This window comes from Chryseobacterium sp. YIM B08800 (genome assembly GCF_026163565.1).
Lineage (GTDB): Bacteria > Bacteroidota > Bacteroidia > Flavobacteriales > Weeksellaceae > Chryseobacterium.
On the sequence record NZ_JAPDKN010000023.1, the window covers coordinates 1 to 20,210 of the forward strand.

23 protein-coding genes are annotated in these 20,210 nt (G+C 32.8%); 13 read left to right on the plus strand and 10 right to left on the minus strand.

Going from position 1 to position 20,210, the window contains the following annotated elements:
• Positions 1-186: 186 nt before the first annotated feature.
• Entirely contained in the window at positions 187-1,608 is a 1,422-nt protein-coding gene (locus tag OEW74_RS10120) for a sugar MFS transporter (protein WP_265428366.1), read from the minus strand.
• A 299-nt stretch (positions 1,609-1,907) separates the two neighbouring features.
• Here OEW74_RS10120 and OEW74_RS10125 point away from each other — a divergent pair, with 299 nt between their 5' ends.
• Entirely contained in the window at positions 1,908-2,657 is a 750-nt protein-coding gene (locus OEW74_RS10125; protein ID WP_265428367.1) for an NUDIX hydrolase, read from the plus strand.
• Between the two features lie 268 nt (positions 2,658-2,925).
• Here the strand turns inward: OEW74_RS10125 and OEW74_RS10130 are convergent, their stop codons facing one another.
• A complete protein-coding gene (locus OEW74_RS10130) occupies positions 2,926-3,552 on the minus strand; it encodes a chloramphenicol acetyltransferase (protein ID WP_074228781.1) in 627 nt (208 codons plus the stop codon).
• A 177-nt stretch (positions 3,553-3,729) separates the two neighbouring features.
• Here OEW74_RS10130 and OEW74_RS10135 point away from each other — a divergent pair, with 177 nt between their 5' ends.
• The 8 genes from OEW74_RS10135 to pdeM all read left to right on the plus strand — a co-directional run bounded on the left by OEW74_RS10135 (position 3,730) and on the right by pdeM (position 11,729).
• Positions 3,730-4,320 (plus strand): TetR/AcrR family transcriptional regulator, encoded by a 591-nt coding sequence (locus tag OEW74_RS10135; protein ID WP_265428368.1) that lies wholly within the window; start codon positions 3,730-3,732, stop codon positions 4,318-4,320.
• A 71-nt stretch (positions 4,321-4,391) separates the two neighbouring features.
• Positions 4,392-4,850, plus strand: a complete 459-nt coding sequence (locus OEW74_RS10140) for a hypothetical protein (RefSeq protein ID WP_265428369.1) — start codon at positions 4,392-4,394, stop codon at positions 4,848-4,850.
• A 2-nt stretch (positions 4,851-4,852) separates the two neighbouring features.
• Positions 4,853-5,155 (plus strand): DUF3817 domain-containing protein, encoded by a 303-nt coding sequence (locus OEW74_RS10145; protein ID WP_265428370.1) that lies wholly within the window; start codon positions 4,853-4,855, stop codon positions 5,153-5,155.
• A gap of 19 nt (positions 5,156-5,174) precedes the next feature.
• A complete protein-coding gene (locus tag OEW74_RS10150; protein WP_265428371.1) occupies positions 5,175-5,534 on the plus strand; it encodes a rhodanese-like domain-containing protein in 360 nt (119 codons plus the stop codon).
• A 47-nt stretch (positions 5,535-5,581) separates the two neighbouring features.
• On the plus strand, positions 5,582-6,598 hold the full coding sequence (locus tag OEW74_RS10155; RefSeq protein ID WP_265428372.1) for a ligase-associated DNA damage response exonuclease: 1,017 nt from the start codon (positions 5,582-5,584) through the stop codon (positions 6,596-6,598).
• Positions 6,599-6,719: 121 nt separating this feature from the next.
• Positions 6,720-8,300 (plus strand): ATP-dependent DNA ligase, encoded by a 1,581-nt coding sequence (locus OEW74_RS10160; protein ID WP_265428373.1) that lies wholly within the window; start codon positions 6,720-6,722, stop codon positions 8,298-8,300.
• 232 nt (positions 8,301-8,532) lie between these two features.
• A complete protein-coding gene (locus OEW74_RS10165; RefSeq protein ID WP_416207908.1) occupies positions 8,533-10,935 on the plus strand; it encodes a ligase-associated DNA damage response DEXH box helicase in 2,403 nt (800 codons plus the stop codon).
• 149 nt (positions 10,936-11,084) lie between these two features.
• A complete protein-coding gene (gene pdeM, locus OEW74_RS10170; RefSeq protein ID WP_265428375.1) occupies positions 11,085-11,729 on the plus strand; it encodes a ligase-associated DNA damage response endonuclease PdeM in 645 nt (214 codons plus the stop codon).
• Positions 11,730-11,732: 3 nt separating this feature from the next.
• On the opposite strand, the gene OEW74_RS10175 is transcribed toward pdeM, so the two are convergent.
• Positions 11,733-12,083, minus strand: coding sequence for a LuxR C-terminal-related transcriptional regulator (locus OEW74_RS10175; protein ID WP_265428376.1), 351 nt, complete (start codon positions 12,081-12,083; stop codon positions 11,733-11,735).
• A 458-nt stretch (positions 12,084-12,541) separates the two neighbouring features.
• Here OEW74_RS10175 and OEW74_RS10180 point away from each other — a divergent pair, with 458 nt between their 5' ends.
• The gene (locus OEW74_RS10180; RefSeq protein ID WP_265428377.1) at positions 12,542-13,135 is read left to right on the plus strand and encodes a Crp/Fnr family transcriptional regulator; all 594 of its coding nucleotides are present in this window, start codon (positions 12,542-12,544) and stop codon (positions 13,133-13,135) included.
• A 32-nt stretch (positions 13,136-13,167) separates the two neighbouring features.
• Here the strand turns inward: OEW74_RS10180 and OEW74_RS10185 are convergent, their stop codons facing one another.
• The gene (locus OEW74_RS10185; protein ID WP_265428378.1) at positions 13,168-13,668 is read right to left on the minus strand and encodes a CinA family protein; all 501 of its coding nucleotides are present in this window, start codon (positions 13,666-13,668) and stop codon (positions 13,168-13,170) included.
• Between the two features lie 371 nt (positions 13,669-14,039).
• Positions 14,040-14,654 (minus strand): Crp/Fnr family transcriptional regulator, encoded by a 615-nt coding sequence (locus tag OEW74_RS10190; RefSeq protein WP_265428379.1) that lies wholly within the window; start codon positions 14,652-14,654, stop codon positions 14,040-14,042.
• Positions 14,655-15,015: 361 nt separating this feature from the next.
• Here OEW74_RS10190 and OEW74_RS10195 point away from each other — a divergent pair, with 361 nt between their 5' ends.
• The gene (locus OEW74_RS10195) at positions 15,016-15,522 is read left to right on the plus strand and encodes a pyridoxamine 5'-phosphate oxidase family protein (protein ID WP_265428380.1); all 507 of its coding nucleotides are present in this window, start codon (positions 15,016-15,018) and stop codon (positions 15,520-15,522) included.
• 34 nt (positions 15,523-15,556) lie between these two features.
• Entirely contained in the window at positions 15,557-15,907 is a 351-nt protein-coding gene (locus OEW74_RS10200) for a hypothetical protein (protein WP_265428381.1), read from the plus strand.
• Between the two features lie 41 nt (positions 15,908-15,948).
• Here the strand turns inward: OEW74_RS10200 and OEW74_RS10205 are convergent, their stop codons facing one another.
• From OEW74_RS10205 to OEW74_RS10225, 5 genes are all read right to left on the minus strand, one after another.
• A complete protein-coding gene (locus OEW74_RS10205) occupies positions 15,949-16,542 on the minus strand; it encodes a Crp/Fnr family transcriptional regulator (protein ID WP_074228741.1) in 594 nt (197 codons plus the stop codon).
• A complete protein-coding gene (gene ytxJ, locus OEW74_RS10210) occupies positions 16,539-16,919 on the minus strand; it encodes a bacillithiol system redox-active protein YtxJ (protein ID WP_265428382.1) in 381 nt (126 codons plus the stop codon). Before ytxJ ends, OEW74_RS10205 begins: the two co-directional genes overlap by 4 nt.
• Positions 16,916-17,371, minus strand: a complete 456-nt coding sequence (locus tag OEW74_RS10215; RefSeq protein WP_265428383.1) for a hypothetical protein — start codon at positions 17,369-17,371, stop codon at positions 16,916-16,918. Before OEW74_RS10215 ends, ytxJ begins: the two co-directional genes overlap by 4 nt.
• On the minus strand, positions 17,371-17,907 hold the full coding sequence (locus OEW74_RS10220; protein WP_265428384.1) for a YfiT family bacillithiol transferase: 537 nt from the start codon (positions 17,905-17,907) through the stop codon (positions 17,371-17,373). Before OEW74_RS10220 ends, OEW74_RS10215 begins: the two co-directional genes overlap by 1 nt.
• 309 nt (positions 17,908-18,216) lie before the next feature.
• Complete coding sequence (locus tag OEW74_RS10225; RefSeq protein ID WP_265428385.1) at positions 18,217-19,359, minus strand: DEAD/DEAH box helicase; 1,143 nt, start codon at positions 19,357-19,359, stop codon at positions 18,217-18,219.
• 170 nt (positions 19,360-19,529) lie between these two features.
• Between OEW74_RS10225 and pncA the strand changes: the two genes are divergently transcribed.
• On the plus strand, positions 19,530-20,135 hold the full coding sequence (gene pncA, locus OEW74_RS10230) for a bifunctional nicotinamidase/pyrazinamidase (RefSeq protein WP_265428386.1): 606 nt from the start codon (positions 19,530-19,532) through the stop codon (positions 20,133-20,135).
• Positions 20,136-20,210: the final 75 nt, after the last annotated feature.

Sequence of the window (20,210 nt, forward strand, 5' to 3'; positions counted from 1 at the left end):
GCAACTTGGTTAATTATTGTTTTACGATTCCCATTTGTTTGGAAAGCCGTCAATTCCAGTAGCCCTAAAAATATGTTTGAATTACTTGATTACCAAAATGACATTAATAAAACATTATTTGATTAGTTAAGTAAACAAAAAAAACCTGCTCAAAAGCAGGTTTTTCAATATATAAAATTAAAAATATTAATGTCCTGATTTCGCATCAGCATCCTGTTTTACGTGTCCTAAATATTTAGTACAATATACACCAAAAATTAAGATGGCAATATAACAGAACACAGGAATAATAAATGATTGTTGCACTCCGAAAACATCTGCCAAATAGCCTTGGAAAATAGGAACAATGGCACCTCCTAAAATGGCCATTACAACCAATGAAGAACCTTGGCTTGTGTATTTTCCTAATCCTGATATAGCCAATGTATAAATATTAGAGAACATGATCGAGTTGAAAATTCCGATTCCTAAAATGCTGTACATAGCCAATTCTCCGTGGTTTAACATCGCTGAAACAAGTAATAAAACGTTGATTCCTGCAAAGATGGATAACGTTCTTGCCGGAGCAGATTTTCCTATAAAGAATGCCACAAAGTTTAATGCAATAAATACTAAGAAGAAACTAACTTGGGAGAAAGTAAGATTAACAATACTAAAAATTACAAGAAACACTGCAACTGCAGCTCCCAACATATACAATGCTTTTTTCTCTTGGCTGATTGAATGATTTAACGAAATTGCACCTAAGAAACGTCCAATCATTGCACCTCCCCAATACAGAGAAAGATAGTTTTTACTTACCACTTCATTAAGGTTCATAACCTGAGGTTGTTCTAAAAAGCTGATGATAAAACTTCCTACTGCTACTTCCCCACCTACATAACAGAACATCGCAAAAACACCGAATAAAAGATGCGGATATTGAAGCGCACCTAAACCTTTTTCGATTTCTTCTTCCGCAGTTTGGAAAGATGGCAACTTCACTCTTGAAATCAATAAAGCCACCAACAATAAAATCCCTGCAAAGATTAAGTAAGGAATTCTTGTTGCTACTGCAGAGAACGATCCGTCGGCTGCAGAAAAGAATTCAAAAATTAAATGTCCGCCTAAAACCGGGGCAATTGTTGTTCCGAAAGCATTGAAAGCCTGCGTCATATTCAGTCGGCTTGATGCAGAATCTTCCGAACCTAAAAGCGAAACGTAAGCGTTTGCTGTAATCTGAAGAACGGTAAATCCTAATCCAAGAACGAATAAAGCGCCTAAGAACAATCCGTAAGAAGAGAATGTTGCTGCCGGATAAAATAAAATACATCCGAAAGCGGCAAGGAAAATTCCAAAAAGAATTCCTTTTTTGTAACCTACTTTGTTGATGGGATCTCCGCTCGACATGGAAATCAGAAAATAAATTAGTGAACCTATAAAATAAGCTCCGAAGAAACAAAACTGCACCAGCATCGATTCGAAAAACGTCAGTTTGAATAGTTGTTTCAGGTATGGAATAAGGATATCATTCATGCATGTGATGAATCCCCACATAAAAAATAAAAGCGTAATAGTAATCAAAGGAATGGTATAGTTCCTTTTAGATTTTACTTCATTATTTATCATATACATTAAAATTAAGAGGCTAAGATAACCTCTTTTGTTGATAATATCTTAATTTGGGACAATAATTTTATCCTGAATTATCAATTTTAAAGGTTATTTTGAATAAAAATAGAGATTTAAATATTTGATTTTAAATGATTTATTGATGAATTAAAAATGAAAACACCATTGCTTCATAATGAGCTTATGATGGAGAGAAAGTTTTAAAATTTCTAAAAATAGTTTCGGAATTGTATTATTAGGGTAAATGTTAAATTTTTAATGTTAAATTTGCCACACTAAGTATTCACAAACAGTTTATGGATTCACAACAACAATTTTTAAAGAAATCTGAGGAGGCAAAAGATCTATTTCTTCCCCATCTTTCTACTGACCCTGTCGTTTTTGGTTTTGACAAAAGTGAATTAAAGGTTCTTCTTCTTCAGATGACGTATCGTAAGCAATGGCTTTTACCGGGTGGCTATGTAAAAAAAGAAGAGGATTTAGATGATGCCGCTAAACGAGTTTTAAAAGAGAGAGCAGGTGTTTCTGATGTTTATTTGGAAGAATTTGCTGTTTTTGGTAAAAATAAAAGAAGCGAATTTTATTTTGAAGACTTCGATGATTCTTTATGGCAGAAACAACGTTTTGTTTCTATAGGATATTATGCTTTATACAATCCCGATAATGCTGTTCTTGTTGCAGATGAACTCAGTGAAAAGTGTGAATGGATTTCTCTGAGCCAACTAAACGAAATAGAATTGGCAATGGATCATCGTGAAATTATAGAAAAAGCTTTGTTGACTTTGCGTGAAAGAATTACGTATAAGCCAATCGGTTATAATTTATTGCCTGAAAAATTTACCCTTTCAGAATTACAGAAATTATACGAAACGATTCTTGGGAAAGAGCTTAACCGCGGAAATTTTTACAGAAAAATAAAAAACCTCGAAATTCTCAAAAAATTAAATGAGCAACGTCGTGGCGGTGCACACAAATCTCCCGACCTCTACTCTTTTGACGAAGAAAATTATAAAAAGGCATTAGAAAACGGACTGAGCAATTGGTAATAAAAAAATCCTGATTTATTCAGGATTTTCTTTTGTGTTTTTTTGAAAAATATATTACCGCAAAAGGTTCAAAAGAAATGATTGAAAAAATAGAAATTCAAAAGTTTACAAAATCTAAAAAGCCTGTATAGCCAATCGTTTTGCAAGCTTTTGAATAACTAAATCCTCGGACAATCTTTTGATTCTTTTGCGGTTGAAAAAAATATATTTTTAGTTTATAGTACTTTGAACTCTAATCCATCAACAATTAACTAAAAACCATCAACCACTACAAGCTTAACTGTCTCTGAAATTCTTCAATATATTTCGCCAAATGAAGCCCATCTGCCAATCCATGATGTGCCTCAATGGAAACCGGAAGATACTTTTTACCTTCACGAATGGTGAATTTTCCAAATGCGATCTTTGGTATAGATTCTTTAGGATCAAAATTTGTCGGATGCAAAATGGTAGTAAATGAGTTCCACGGGATTGTAGTATGTCTAATGTGATTAATAGGTAAAACATCGTTGCTTATTCCTAAACCTGTAGAATTTTGTACAGATTTAATTTCTTCTTGAAGTCTTTCGTTAAAAGTTTCAAAGTCTTGAGAATAGTGAAAAAATGAAAACCCAAACGTTCCGTCTGCTCTTCCAATTGTGCCTCCTACATGTACCTCATCATACAAGATTACTTGTCCGTCAACAATTCTGAGTTTTAATTCATCCACAGTATTGATTGCCACCATTGATTTATAAAGATAAACAGCATAAAAAGAATGACCTTCTTTTTTGGCTTTATCATAAGCTTTCGTGCAGTCTACCTCCGTTGTAAACCCGAAATAGGGACTTTTCATTTTAGAAAAAAACTCAAAATGCTCTTTTCTGTTCCAACTTTCTACATCTATAACCTTCATTGATTTATTTTTTGCAAATTTCCGTAAGATTTATCAATTTTAAAGTGATTAAAAACAGAAATTTGATTTTTAGAAAAATTACTCTACAAACCTAAACCTGTACTGAGCTATTCTGCAACGACTCTTTTTTTTGATTGATAAAATTTGTTCCTTTGTAAAACAGACCATTGGTATTTTATGAAAAAATCGGAAGCAACCCGCCAAAATATTCTTCAAAAAGCATTTGAACTGATCTACACCAATGGTTATCAGAAAACGAGTGTTGATGAGATTATTGCGACAACTCAGGTAACAAAAGGAGCTTTCTATTATCATTTTAAAACGAAAGATGAAATGGGTTTGGCCATTATCAATGAAAGGATGAGACCTACTTTCAAAAATACTTTTATTGAACCCTTTCAAAGCGATGTGAATCCATTAGATACCATTTATAATCTGATGCATCATTTATTGATGGAGAATGAAGATCTGAAGGTTGAATACGGTTGCCCAGCTTCTAATTTTACTCAAGAAATGGCACCCTGGAATATTGAATTTACAAAAGCGTTAAATGAACTTACTCTGGAATGGGAAAAAGCAATGATTGATGCCATAGAAAAAGGAAAAGAAAATGGTAAAATTAAATCTGATATTAACGCTAAAGAAATTACTGTTTTTGTGATGTCCGGTTATTGGGGAGTAAGAAATTTGGGTAAATTAGAAAATTCTAAAGGAGTTTATTTTGTTTATTTAAAGGGTCTTAAATCCTATTTTGATACACTTAAATAATTTTTTTATCTAAAAACATACTAATTAGTATGTTTTTGTTTTATCTTTGTCGTGTTGATAAAAATTTGAAGATGTATCAAACACTTACATTTCTGCATTCTATTTTTCGATGGTTGGTTTTATTGAGTTTAGTCTACTCGATTTTCATTGCTTACAAAGGTTATTTTTCGAATAAAGAATTTACAAAAACAGATGATTTTGTAAGACATTCCACAGCAACGATTGCTCATATTCAATTGATTTTAGGAATTACCTTGTATTCTCAAAGCCCGATTATCAAATACTTTTGGAATAATTTTAATGAAGCCAAAGAATCATTTGACCTTTTATTTTTTGGATTGATTCATATTTTTCTGATGTTGTTTTCTATTGTTCTGATCACAATTGGTTCATCCATTTCAAAAAGAAAAACAACTGATAAAGAGAAATTTAAAACCATGTTGATCTATTTCATCATCGCTTTAGTCGTTATTTTCATTGCTATTCCCTGGCCGTTTTCTCCACTTGCTAACAGACCTTATTTCAGATAATTATGATCAATTTACTTAAAACTAAGATCGGACGTTTAAGAATTATTGCAATCCTTGAAGGAATTTCATTATTAACTTTAGTATTTATCGCAGTTCCATTGAAATATGGATTTGATGATCCAGCCTTTGTAAAAATGATGGGACCAATTCACGGTTCATTATTTCTGCTGTTTTTATTTAATACGTTGAGCGTTGGTGTAGAACAAAACTGGAAATTCAAAGAAACAACCTGGAAAGTATTATTAGCCTGTATTATTCCGTTTGGAACATTCTATATTGACCGAAAAATATTAAGTAAACTATAAAAACAATAAATATTTACAAATGAAAAGTATTTTAATCTTTGGTGGAATTATTTTCCTGATGTATGTTGTTTACAGAGTTTATAGATTCCAAACGTTGGACGATGGTTTAGACAAATTAATTAAAAACGGCGCCGTAATTCTTGATGTGCGAACCGAAAAAGAGTTTGAAACCGGACATATCGATGGCTCTCAAAATATTTCTCTAGGAACTATCCGTGAAAGATATATAGAACTTGATCCGGAGAAAACTTACATCACGGTTTGCTCACACGGTTTAAGAAGTGTAAAAGTAGAATCTATTTTAAAAGAAAAAGGCTTTAAAAAAGTTTATAACGGCGGAGCGTGGAGCGATTTGCAGAAAAGTCTTGAAAACAAATAATTTGGTTAGGTTTTTGAATATTCAGAAATACACTAATCATCACGCTCTTGAAACTCATCACATTCACAAACAAAGGTATTTATTGTCCGCAAGGGAAATTTTATATTGACCCCTGGAGACCTGTTGATTTTGCAGTTATCACTCATGGACATGCAGATCACGCTCGTTGGGGAATGAAAAAATATCTTTGCCATCATTTTACAAAACCCATTTTACATCAAAGAATTTCGCCGGATATTGAATGTCAGACTTTGCAGTATGGTGAAGTTTTAGATATTAATGGTGTAAAGCTTTCGCTTCATCCTGCAGGTCACATTATCGGTTCGGCGCAGATTCGCTTGGAATATAAAGGTTATGTAAGTGTAGTTTCGGGAGATTATAAAATTCAGGATGATGGTTTGAGTACCCCTTTTGAAGTGGTAAAATGTAATGAATTTGTTACAGAAAGTACGTTCGGACTTCCAATTTATAATTGGCTTGAAGTTCCTGATTTAAATAAAAGACTTCAGAACTGGGTTCTCAGAAATCAGGAGAATCAAAAAACATCCGTATTTATAGGTTATTCTTTGGGTAAAGCGCAAAGAATTATGAAAGCCGTTGAAGGAATGGGAAAAATCCACGTTCACTACTCGATTGGAAAACTGAATAAAGCTTTTGAAGAAGTAGGAATCATTCTTCCTGATTACGAAGTTCCTGATTTTAGAGAAAATATTAAACATGTTCAGGGCGACATTGTAATCGTTCCTCCGGCTTTATTAGATAGCAATGTCATTAAAAAAATTCCTGATGCTGCAACAGCAATTTGTTCCGGTTGGATGCAGGTTCGCGGTGCAAGAAGATGGCGAAGTGCAGATGCCGGATTTCCAATGAGTGACCATGCCGATTGGAAAGGATTATTGCAGGCTATAAAAGCTACTGAAGCCGAAATCGTTCACGTTACTCACGGACAAACCGAAGTTTTTTCGAAATATTTAAACGAAATCGGAATTAAATCTGATGTTGTAGAAACTTTGTATGGAGACGACGATGAAGAAGAAAAAGAGAAGGAAATTATTAAAGATTGAGAATTAAATTTTAAAAAGTTCCGTAGGAACTTAACCTTTGTAGAGAAATAGCTATTCCGATTTTAAGAGCTCCGTAGGAGCGACACCTTTGTGATTTACTAAAAATAAAAAGGATTAACAAATGAAAAATTTCGCAGAACTCATCAACGCTCTCGAAAGCACCAATAAAACCAATGCAAAAATCGATGCCATCATCGATTATCTCGAACGTGCACCGGATGATGACAAATTGTGGTTTATTGCATTGTTTACAGGCAAAAGACCCAAGCGAAATGTCAATACGAATTATATGAAAGAATGGGCGTTGGAAATTACCCAATTACCATTTTGGCTTTTTCAGGAAAGTTATTCTTCGGTTGGCGATTTAGGGGAAACATTATCATTAATTCTTCCGCCACCCACCGAACAAATTGAAAGATCTTTATCTGAATGGATACGTGAAATTATCGGATTAAAAAATAAATCGGATGCTGAAAAAAAAGAATTCGTTCTCAATTCCTGGAATGGTTTAAATTACACCGAGCGTTTGATTTTCAATAAATTATTAGGCGGAAGTTTCAGAATTGGTGTTTCTTCCAAAACTTTGATTAATGCTTTAACCAAATTTTCAGGGCAGGAAGCCAGTACTTTAATGCACAGTTTAATGGGCAAATGGCAACCTGATGAAGTTTCATTTAAAGAATTGATTTCTGCTGAAAATATCAATCCTGATAATTCGAAACCCTACCCTTTCTGTCTCGCTTATCCTTTGGAAAAAGATTTGGAAGATTTAGGGAAGCCCGAAGATTGGCTCATCGAATATAAATGGGACGGAATTCGCGGACAAATCATTAGAAGAAATGATGAAGTCTTTATTTGGTCTCGTGGTGAAGAATTGGTTACAGAACAGTTTCCTGAAATTACGGAGACCGTAAAAGCAATGATAGGTAATTTTGTGATAGATGGAGAAATACTTGCTGTAAAGGAAGGCAACGTTTTAAATTTTAATGAATTACAAAAAAGATTAAACCGTAAAACTTTAACAAAAAAAATGCTTGCTGAAATTCCCATTGAAGTTTTTGCATATGATATTTTAGAACTCGAAGGAACTGATTTGCGGGAAAAACCAATGTCAGCAAGAAGAGCAATGCTGGAAGAGTTACTATTAAATCAAGCTCCTGAAAATATAAAAATTTCTCAAGCTATCGATTTTGATGATTGGAACAAATTAGATTTAATCAGGGAAAATTCCAGAGAAATAAACAGTGAAGGTTTGATGCTGAAACAGAAAAACTCACAATATCATTCAGGGCGAAAAAAAGGCGATTGGTGGAAATGGAAGATCAATCCGATGACGATTGATGCTGTTCTTATTTATGCTCAAAAAGGAAGCGGAAGACGAAGTGCTTATTACACCGATTACAGTTTTGCCGTGAAAAGTGGCGATAAATTGGTTACGATCGCAAAAGCCTATTCCGGTTTGACCGATAAAGAAATTATGGAAGTCAGCAAGTTTGTGAATAAAAATGCAATTGAAAAGTTTGGTCCTGTTCGTACCGTAAAACCAGAACTGGTTTTTGAAATTGCTTTTGAAGGAATTGGGTTCAGTAATCGTCACAAAAGTGGTGTCGCATTGCGTTTTCCAAGGATTCTAAGATGGCGAAAAGATAAAACCGTTGACGAAATTGATGATATTGAAGAGATTAAAAAACTAATACAGTAAATTTTAAACGCAAAGTTTTATTTTTTAAATATTGAAAACATCTTTCGTTCGCAAAGGCACTTCGTTCAGCAAATGATAGCAGATTATCGTTGCTGAGTGAAACGCCTTTGCGAACAAAAAATATACAGTAGAATATCAAAAAATCTTTGCGCTCTTTGCGTTTATAAATAATAATTAACAAAATTTGAGCAACTTCGAAAATACCAACGGATTTAAAATCATTCAAAACTGGATGATGGAAAAATCGATTTCTCCGTTTAAATTTCAAATTGATACCTGGAAAAAATTCGGGAACGGTTACAGCGGAATGGTCGTTGCACCTACAGGTTTTGGAAAAACTTATTCTGTTTTTTTAGCGTTGATTTCTGATTTTTTAAATCATCCTGAAAAATATAAGAAAGGATTAAAAATGATCTGGATCACACCGCTTCGATCTCTTTCAAAAGATATTGCCAAAGCAATGCAGGAAGCGATTGACGAAATTGGTTTAGATTGGTTGGTTGGGGTAAGAAACGGAGACACAGACTCGAAAGTACGACAGCAACAGGTTAAAAATATGCCGGAAATTTTAGTGGCAACACCTGAAAGTTTACATCTGCTTCTTGGACAAAAAAATCATCAGAGATTCTTCCAAAATCTGCAAAGTATTGTTATTGACGAATGGCACGAATTATTGGGCTCGAAACGTGGTGTATTAGTAGAATTGGGAATTTCTCAGCTCAGAAAATACGTTCTAAAACTGAAAATTTGGGGGATTACAGCGACAATTGGAAACCTTGATGAAGCAATGGAAGTTTTGATTCCTTACAACATAAAAAAGACAAAAATTACTGCTAATCAACATAAAAAAATTGATATTATTTCAGTTTTTCCAGATGAAGTAGAGATTTTGCCGTGGGCAGGACATCTTGGTCATAAATTGGCAGATAAAGTAGTTCCGATTATTTTAGAATCTAAATCGACCATTGTTTTTACCAATACAAGAAGTCAGAGTGAGATGTGGTATCAGTTATTGTTGGATGCTTATCCTGATTTTGCAGGACAAATTGCTATCCATCATAGTTCAATTGATGCACATTTAAGGATTTGGATTGAAGAAAATTTAAGTTCAGGAAAATTAAAAGCCGTAGTTTCCACCTCATCGTTAGATTTAGGAATTGATTTTAAACCAGTTGATACCGTGATTCAAATTGGTTCTGCAAAAGGTGTTGCAAGGTTTTTACAACGCGCTGGACGAAGCGGTCACTCCCCTTTTGAAACTTCAAAAATTTATTGTGTTCCGACCCATTCTTTAGAATTAATCGAGGTTTCCGCCTTGAAGGAAGCTGTTAAACAAAATGTAATTGAACCTCGAGAACCCCAGGTTTTGTGTTTTGATGTTTTGGTTCAGTTTCTAATGACCTTAGCGATTGGTGACGGGTTTTATCCTGAAGAAACATACGAAAGAATTAAACAGGTTTATACTTTTCAGGAAATTCGGGACGAAGAATGGAAAGAGATTATCGATTTTCTTACGATTGGCGGAAGTGCGCTGAAAAACTACGAAGAATACCATAAAGTGGTGGTAATGGAAGATGGTCTGCAAAAAGTCATTTCGAGAAAAATTGCGATGCTTCACAGAATGAATATGGGTGCAATTGTAAGTGATGCCATGCTGAAAGTGAAATTTATTTCCGGCGGTTACATTGGAATGGTTGAAGAATATTTTATTTCGAGGCTAAAAAAAGACGAAAAATTTATTTTGGCTGGAAGAGTTCTAGAAGTGGCGATGGTAAAAGATATGACGGTTTTTGTACGTGCTTCTAAAGGAAAAGCAATGGCGCCAAGTTATCTTGGTGGAAGATTGCCTTTGAGTTCAAATTTAGGCCGTTTTCTAAGAGAAAAATTATCCGGTGCGTTAAATCCAAAAGCTTCGGAGAAAGAACTGAAATTTTTACATCCGCTTTTAATCAATCAGGAAGAGCGGTCGCATATTCCGAAAGAAGATGAATTTTTGGTGGAAATGATTAAAAACAGAGAAGGTTATCACTTGTTTATGTATCCTTTTGAAGGCAGATTGGTTCACGAAGTAATGGCAGCTTTAATTGCGTATCGAATTTCAAAATTAGCTCCGATTTCCTTTTCTATGGCGATGAATGATTATGGTTTTGAATTATTCAGCGACAAAGAAATTCCTGTAAATGAAAATAATCTGGAGAAAATTTTAACAAGAGAAAATCTGATGACCGATGTAATTTCGAGCATTAATTCTGCAGAAATGGCGAGGCGAAAATTCAGAGATATTGCAGTAATTTCGGGAATGGTTGTACAGAATTTTCCGGGACAGCAACGGTCAAATAAAGCTTTACAAAGTTCGGCCGGACTGATCTTTAAAGTTTTGGAAGATTATGACCCGAATCATTTTCTTGTGAGACAGGCATACACCGAAGTTTTCAATATGCAGCTCCAAGAGCAACGTTTGGTAGAAGCTTTTAAACGAATCGAAAAATCTAAGTTGATTTTAAAATATTCAAATAAATTTACACCTTTGAGTTTTCCTATAAAAGTCGACAGTTTACGCCAAACTTTAACGAGCGAAAATCTGGATGCAAGAATTCAGAAGCTGATTAAACAATCGGGAAGAAATATAAAATGATTTTTAATTTATTTGGGCAGCTTAATCCGCCCTCCGTTCCCGCTTTTTTGTTCCGCTTTGCTACACAAAAAGAGCTCCACTCAGGTCGGGCTGCAAAGTTATAGGTAAAACAAAATTGGTCAAAAGAAACAAAATTTCACCCTTTCAAAATGAAAATAGCAACAAAAAATATAAACATTCAGAATGAAATTTTTACTTTAACAAATCAACGCGCGCTATTTTGGGAAAAAGAAAAAGCATTGATCTTTTCGGATTTGCATGTTGGTAAAACGGCACATTTTCGCAAAAACGGAATTGCTTTAGCCAACCAGATTATGAAAAATGATTTGGAACGATTATCAATTTTAATTGAATATTTTCAGCCAGAAAAATTTATTATTGTCGGCGATTTGCTTCATGCCGGAGATAATTCTGATGTCGACCAGTTTTGTGAGTGGAAAAATCAATATCCAAGCATTAAATTTTGTTTAGTAGAAGGTAATCATGATAAGATTTCAAAAACTTTAGAGAAGAAACTTTGTCTGGATCTTAAAAGCAATTCATTAGAAATTAGTGATATTTTATTTTCTCATGATTTCAATAAAAATACAGAACGATTTCAGGTTACAGGGCATATTCATCCCGGTTTTGTTATTAATTCTATGATAAAAAAAATAAAACTCCCTTGTTTTGTAGTAACGGAAAACCAATTGTTGCTTCCCGCTTTCAGTGAGTTTACAGGATTAGACACAAAAAATCTCCCTCAAAAAGGAAGATTCTATGTTTTTACAGATGCGGAAATTTATGAGATATAAATCTTAAAGCTGATCAAACCATTTATAAATGTCGGTATCTGACGAGATTTTAAGTTTTTTTCTTAATCTGTTTTTTCTATTCTGAATGGCTTTTGGAGTCACAAACGTATAAGTTGCAATTTCTTTCGTGCTCAATCCCAACTTGAGATAAATACAAAATATAATTTCAGAATTTTGCAGATTTGAATTAACGGTAGCCAAGTTTACAAAAAACTCGGGATATGCAGATTTAAATTTACTTAAAAGACGCGGTGAATTTTGTTTGGCAAGTCTAATGATTTCCTCATCAAGCAAAGTTTTTGCATTGTATTGCTCTTCATTAAAATCTTGTGTGTTTTCTCTATTTCTATTCATTGTTTGGCAAAATTTTTCTCTATCATTACCAAAGTCTCTGGAAAAACTTGGCTTGATTAACGTTCTTGTTATCAGTTTTTTAAAATTTGTTATTGTAGATTCAGACGCTGATTATTTTAAGAGTAATAAATTCTAAGTAATTATTACGCCGATATTAAATTATCATCAATCTTTCTTTTTTCAAAATTTGGACTCAAATGTATCAGATTTTTCATCTTTCTTTTTATGATTGTAATCAATAAAATTTATATTTCTGTTTAATTGGCGCAATACTATTTACTGAGTAGTTTAAATTAATCAAAATTTTAACCTCTAAAATATTGTGTGGTATCTGTGTGGTAGGGAAATAATTCACTTTTGCATAAAAATATTCTTTCTTTACATCTCTAAAAAATCCGAAAATTTGATTGTTTCCCAGCTTTTGGATGAAATTTTTAGATTGAATTAATCTCAACAATATGATAAATGAAGATCAGTTATTTTCTTTTGGAGCTGATTTAAGAACCTATAATCCTAATGATCTTATATTTTCTGAAGGTGAAGTTCCCGGCTTCTTTTTCCTTATTTCAAAGGGAAAAGTAAAATTAAATAATTACAATGAAGGAGGTAAAGAATTTATTCAAGGAATATTCTCTCATGGGCAAAGTGTTGGTTTATCATCACTTTTCACAGAAAAAACATATCCTGTAAATGCCGTTGCAATAGAAGAATCTGAAATTATAAGATTGCCAAAAGTGCAATATTTACAATTTCTAAAACAACATCCTGAAAATTATTTTAGAATTCTAAAGTGCCTTTCTGAGAATATGCATTACAAGTTTTTGATGATGCAGAGCATGGCTTTTCAAAAACCAGCACAAAAATTGTTAACCTTGATGAATTATCTTAAAGACCATCATCACGACCAAACACAGTATGCGTTACAAATCCTTTTAACCAGACAACAACTTGCTTCTCTTACCGGATTAAGCGTAGAAACCGTCATCAGGGTAATAAAAAACATGGAGAAAGAAGGGGTTTTAAAAATTAAAAACAGAAAAATCTTTTATTAATTTTTAAAGTAGTAATCTTTACCTCAGCTTCGTTATTTTAAAATTAAAAGTTTATTAATCTCACTTTTAAAGCATCCCAAAATAAATTCTGTGTAATATTGTTGCGCTCCCAAAGCCTGTGTTTTGGGATGAAGCTCCAATTTTCTAGATAAGATAATTTCACCTTTGTAAGCAAAAGAATAGTATGAAAATATTTTATAAGTCGAGCTTCGTATTGGGTTGGCGTAGCCTGTAACCGCAATAGACCAATCGGTTTCAAATAATCGGGCTACATTGAGTGCCATTGTTTCTGCAATTTCTTCAGAAACGCAATCGCACAAACTGGCGTCTTCATAATCTACATTTAAAAGTTTCACTTTTTGATCTAATGTATAAGCAGTAATTCCGCCTTTATAGAACATTGATGCATTCGGCATTTGTGAAAAAGCGAGCTGAAAAAGCCCGGAAGTAACACTTTCAGCGATAGAAATTGTTTCATTAGTGGTAATTAATGATTCGCTGATATAATTGAGTAAGTTTTGTTGAAATTCCATAAGATTGTTTTAATAAAATTGCGAGATATTCCTGTGTTTTTCAAAGTAACGGAGACCATCAGTTTTTACATGCAGGTAAAATTTTAGTAAATTCACCTACTCTAAAACGTTCTGAAAAAAAATTACCTCTTCCTCCACAAAAGAGGTAATTATGAAAGAAGTTATGAATAAAAGACTGAGGTTATAGATTGAATCTGAGATTAAAAAACTGCAAATTTTAAAACCTTATTGGGTAAAATAAATAGAATGTTTTTGTTTTCATATACGAGTAATTTAGGTGATTGGTGGTGTGATGATTATTCAGTGATAAAATATATCAAATATACTTCGATTAAAATTTATTAATTATGATTTGAGTCATGTCATTTTTTTTAATAATATATTTTTCGGTCTTCAATTTTTAGCAAATTCTCTTTTTCCATTTTTTTGATGGTTCTAATGATTGTTTCTACACGCAGACCGGTAAGATCGGCAATTTGTTGCCTTGTAAGCTGTACATTAAATGAATGTTGATCTTCACAATCGGTATAACTTCTCAGATAATTAAAAAGACCAAGAATTCTTGCGGAAGGCTGTTGAGAAACCATGTCGTGCATCATTTTCATTTTAAAATAAAGACGTAGCGATAAACATGCATTTATTTCTAAAGAAATTTTGGGGTGTTCTTCTACCAGATTAATGAATTTTTTTTTAGGCAAAACAATGAGTGTTGTAGGCTTTATAGCAAAAGCATTCACAGTATATTTTTTTTCTATAAACAAGTGTGCATCTCCAAAGCTCTGCCCTTTTCCTAAAATATTATGGATGAATTCTTTTCCGTCATCATTAAAATTATTCACTTTTACACCACCATCTATAATCTGGTAGTAAAAATTTGGTGAATCATCTTCTCTGAAAATAAGTTCTTTTTCTTTGTAGGTTTTAATTTCGGCACCGTAAGATTGCAGCAACTGCTCGTCGATCTTCATGCAGCTTATTGTTTTCATGGTTTAAAAATATTTATCATTTTAATATACTTTACTGTAAGTAATAAATTTTACTATCGAAACTTTCAACACATATTTTGTGCCACAACTTATTTTACAATTATAGTTTTTAGAAAGGTTTTTTTAATATTTTAAAATTAATTTGTGATTATGTATAAGAAGAAATGTTTTTTATGATTTCAATCATAAATTTTGATTACTGGTAGCTGGTTTTTATAAATAATGTTATTTTAGATTTGTTTTACAAGAAAATTGAAATTTATTTTAAAGATTTTATATTTTTGGTTAGGTTTTTGAAGAGACCAATAACCAAAGGATCATTGATTCTAAAATACACACCACAATTACAAAATATAGTATTATGTCAACAGAAAATTTGAATAGCGCAGAAGCGGTCAAAAAAATTAAAGAACTTTCAGAAAAAGCAAAATTCTGTATGTTCTGCACCAATCTTGAAAGTTTACCTATCAATACCCGGCCAATGGGGCTTCAGGAAACCGATGAAAGCGGAAATCTATGGTTTATTAGCAGTGAAGCCAGCAATAAAAACTTTGAAATAAAAGACGACAAAAGAGTACAACTTTTATTTATGAACAACTCAGATTCAGAATATCTTTCTATATTTGGTGATGCTGTTATTTATAAAGACAGATCAACCATTGAAGAAAAATGGTCTGCAATGGCAAATGCTTGGTTTGACGGAAAAGATGATCCGAATGTTTCGATTATCCGTGTAACACCAAAAGACACTTATTATTGGGATACCAAAGCTGGAAAACTCGTAAGTCTTCTAAGTTTTGTAACCGCTGCAGTTACCGGGAATAAAACCGATAATTCAGACGGTGTAGAAGGTAACGCTACCGTTTAATTTAGAATTTTTTTACTTAAAAAACTATAAGATCATGATATTCGAAGATGACCCACACGCTGTTGTAAATGAAACGAGTAATAAACCTTTGAGTAATTTTGCAATGATTACTCAGGTAATTCAGTTCACCGGAGATAAGTCTTTTATATTAAATTCTTTGCAAAAAATAAAGAACAGTACGATTTGCGAAATAAGGAAGAATTTGATTGATAAATTTATCCATGAATATACGGTGAACTTTACAGGATATGTTGAGAATGACAGTTATCAGCTTCATGCCGATGGTTATCGTTTGTCACCTTCTTATGCCAAACAATCTTATGAAAAAGTTTTAAGAGAACAGGAATATCTTAACAGAATAATCACCACACTGAACAACGATTAGTTGTTTGGTGCGGTGATTATATTTTTATCTTAAATTAAAGATTATTTATCGGTAACAAAATTTTTTTTTGCCAGTTCTTTTCTCACACGGCTTAAGCTTTCCGGAGTAATTCCTAAGTAAGAAGCGATCATCCATTGCGGAACTCTCAGCAAAAGATCCGGATACATTTTAATGAATTTTAAATAGCGTTCTTCTGCCGTTTCTCCCAACAAAGAATTGATTCTGTCCTGCAAGCTTTTTACATGCTTCTGAATAATCAGATCATTTTTTTCAATTGTATTCGGGAATTCTTCCAACAATTTACTGAAAAAATCCGGCTGTAAAAATAATACTTCAGAATCTTCAACCGCTTCAATATAATAACGGGATTTTTCATTAAAATAAAGACTGCTTCGGTCGCCAATTAGCCAGTTTTCAGGCGCAAATTGTATAACGTGTTCTTTGCCGTTTTTATCGATAGAATACATTCTTAGAAGTCCTTTTTCAACAAAAAAAGTATTTCGGCATACTTCGCCTTCCTGCAAAAGCATTTCGTGCTTTCCTACTTTTTTCATCTCATACTGAATGCTGCATAAATTTACTTTTTCAGCAGGAACTTCAAAAACTTTTGCTAAATATTCATTTATATTACTCATAGAATCTGGCTTAAAGAAATATCCTGATGTGATGCATTGTTAATGGCTTTTCCGTTTTCAAGAACAATTAATTGCGGGCTTTCATGACGAATCCCAAAATCTTCAGCGATCTTATTAGAAATCGGTCTGAAAGCCAAAAGATCAAGAAAATAAAAACTTACATTCTGTTCGTCTGAATTTTCAATTTCTTTTTCAAAATTTTTCAAAACCGTTTTGCTGATAAAGCAGCTTGTAGAATGTTTGAAAATCGCTACTCTATTTTCATAAGATTCTTTGATTGCTTTTTCTAAATCTTCTTCAGTCTTTATTGTTTTCCAGAAAGATTTTGTTTCTCCCTGTTCCTGTTTTCCGCCAAATATTTTATCTAAAAAACTCATACATTAAATTGTTTTAAATGGTGATTGAGATGTTTATATTCCATAAATCCCCAATCTTTCTCTTTCATTTCACCAAAAAGCTCATGACGATTTGGCAAATCATGATTTTTGTAAGCAAGATAATACTCGTCTAACCTTTTTAAAAGATTGTTTCTTGCTTCCTCAAAGTTACATTCAAAATTAACGATTACTTTTCTAAAAGTAGGCATATTTCGGGGAATTCCGTTATTGAAAATCTGCATTTCTCTTTTCACAAAAATTCCGATCGATTTGAATAGAAAATTGATTGGCGGAAGAGTGATTTTCTTTAATGCAATCTGTAAGATCAAATCACAATGAACGAGCATTTGGGAAACATCCATGCTCCCCCATTTTCTCTCTGAGGTTTCTGAAAGCTGAGCAATTCTCTGCTTAATTTCGTTAAAATCGTTCTCGTTATGAAGGCTTTTCACTACCAGTTCTTTTCTTTCTTCAAATTCTCAATATGTGCAAAATGATGATCGCAGTGCCAAACATAATTCGCAAGGTAAACTCTCAGATCATAACTTTCGTTGTGTTCAGGATGATGAAAAGTTCTTTCAAACTGTTTATTGGTCATGCCTTTTAATAGAACCGTCCATCTTTGATGAGTTCCTTTTATAATTCTCATCGCAGGTTTTATCGGCATATTTACGCTGTCTTGAAGTTCTGCAAATTTTGCCTCGTCGTAAGGTTTTATTGTTGGATTTTCTTCGGTAAGCGCCAATTTTAAACGAATAAGACTGTTCATATGACTGTCTGCAATGTGATTGACAAGCTGCCTTACTGTCCAACCGCCTTCTCTGTATTGTGTATCTAATTGGTCTTCGTTAAAATCTTCAATCAGATTTTTTAATTTGTCTGGAAAATTTTTGATGACTTTAATATATTCTGTGAGTTGAATGTCGCAGATGTTGTCAGGAGCTTCAAAGCGACCTATCGGAAATCTTTTCTGTTCTAAATTGTCCATTTTCAATGATAATATTTAGTGATTTGATGAAACTTAATGAGTTACTTGTTTTATAAATAGTTTAAAATTAATTATGAGCCTGTTTAATTTTTACCATTAAGAAATTAAGATTATTTGTATAACTAAAAATCTGAATGGTGAAAAATTAAGAATAAACAAAGTTTATTTAATTAAGAAATCGAAGATTCGATATAGTCAAAATTAAGAAATGGTTATTAAAAAGTTATTTATTAAAATTTAAACAGACTTTAAAATTGCTTTATGTAAATCTGCAAAATCCGCTCAATCTGCGAGAAAATATTTAAAAATTTAATAGCCATGCAGATTAATATCCTCCGTTCTTTGTAAAGTAACTTTCTTACCCATTTTCTTTTGAATCACTCTGAAATGTTGTAATTCATCATCAGTTAAAATTGAAATAGCGGTTCCTTTTTCGCCTGCACGACCCGTTCTACCAATTCGGTGAATGTAGTCTAAAGGCGAACGAGGCAATTCGTAATTGATTACACAAGGTAAAGACTCAATGTGAATACCACGACCAATCAAGTCTGTAGCAACCAAAATTTGAGCTCCGTTTACTTTAAATTCTTCCAGATTATTTCTACGCGCACTCTGAGATTTTTGACTGTGGATCGCAACAGCTTTTATTTTATTTTTCTTTAGTTTTTCAACCAAATTATCAGCAGATCTTGTAGAAGAAACAAATATTAAAGCTTTCTCAACCTTCTTTTCTTTAATTAAATATCGTAAGAAAGGGCCTTTGTTTTCAGGAGAAACATGATAAGCTAACTGTTCAATATTATCAATTTCAACTTCTTCTTTTTTAATTTCGATGATCGTAGGGTTAATCGATAAACGTTCTTTCATCTCGGTAACTTTATCATTTAAAGTCGCAGAAAATAAAGTGGTTTGTTTTGCAACGGGCATCATGGCAAAAAGCTTGTTCATCTCTTCACCAAAACCTAACTGAAACATTTTATCTGCTTCATCAATCACTAAATGCTTTATTTGGAAAATGCTTAATGCCTTATGATCAATTAAATCCAACAAACGACCGGGTGTTGCAATAAGAACTTCTACGCCAAACATTCCCTTCATCTGTGGATTGATAGAAACACCGCCATAAACCGCCATTGTACGAACTTCACGTTTCAAATTGTTTGTAAACGCTCTGAAAACCTCATCAATCTGAATCGCCAATTCTCGGGTAGGAACCAATATTAGAACCTCAATATTACGGTCTTTCTTAACTTCTGCATTTTGTAGTTTTTCTAAAATTGGCATCACAAAACAAGCTGTTTTTCCGGAACCCGTCTGTGCAATTCCCATTAAATCTTTTCCTTTTAAAATAACAGGTATCGCTTGCTCCTGGATCGGAAAAGGCTTTAAATAACCCAAATTTTTAACAGAATGAATAATATTTTGTGATAATCCTAACGATTCAAATGACATATAGTATTTATTTAGTACAAAGATAAACTTTTGCAGTGTGTTTTTTCTTTCTAAATGCCTTTCAGATTGTAATTTTATTTTTTTAAATGCCGTTTTGTCAGATAATCAGATTTTGGACAAATTTTTGAATGTTAACTTTAATCAATTAATAAAAAATTAGAAAGCGAAATATGAAAAAAGCGTTAATAATAGTCGATTTACAAAACGATTTTTGTGAAGGTGGAGCTCTTGCTGTTCCAGGAGCAAATGAAGTAATTCCTTATATTAATCTTTTGATGGAAGATAATCAATACGAGCAGATTATACTTACTCAAGATTGGCATCCTGCAAACCACAAAAGTTTTGCAAGCAATAATAATAGAAAAGTAGGTGAAAGCATTATTTTAAATGGTGTTCCGCAGTTTATGTGGCCAGATCACTGTGTAGAAAATACCTTTGGTGCAGAATTTCATAAAGATCTAAACAGAGATAAAGTAACTCATATTATCCAGAAAGGAAAAAATACTGAAATTGATGCTTACAGCGGTTTTCAGGATAACAATCATTTTATGAAAACAGGATTGGATGATTTCTTAAAATACCATGAGATTCAATTGGTTGAGATCGTAGGTTTAGCCCTAGATTACTGTGTGAAATTTACTTGTCTTGATGCAGCTAATCTTGGATACATCACTTGTCTTCACTTCAACGGAACTCGTGCTGTCAATGTAAAACCTGATAACGGAAAGGATGCTATCTTTGAAATGTTGCAAAAAGGAGTGACTATTTTAGGATAATTTTTTGAGTTTTGAATTATTAATTATGAGTTATAAGTTGTGAAACTTTAAAAAAATCACTCATTTTCTTAATAT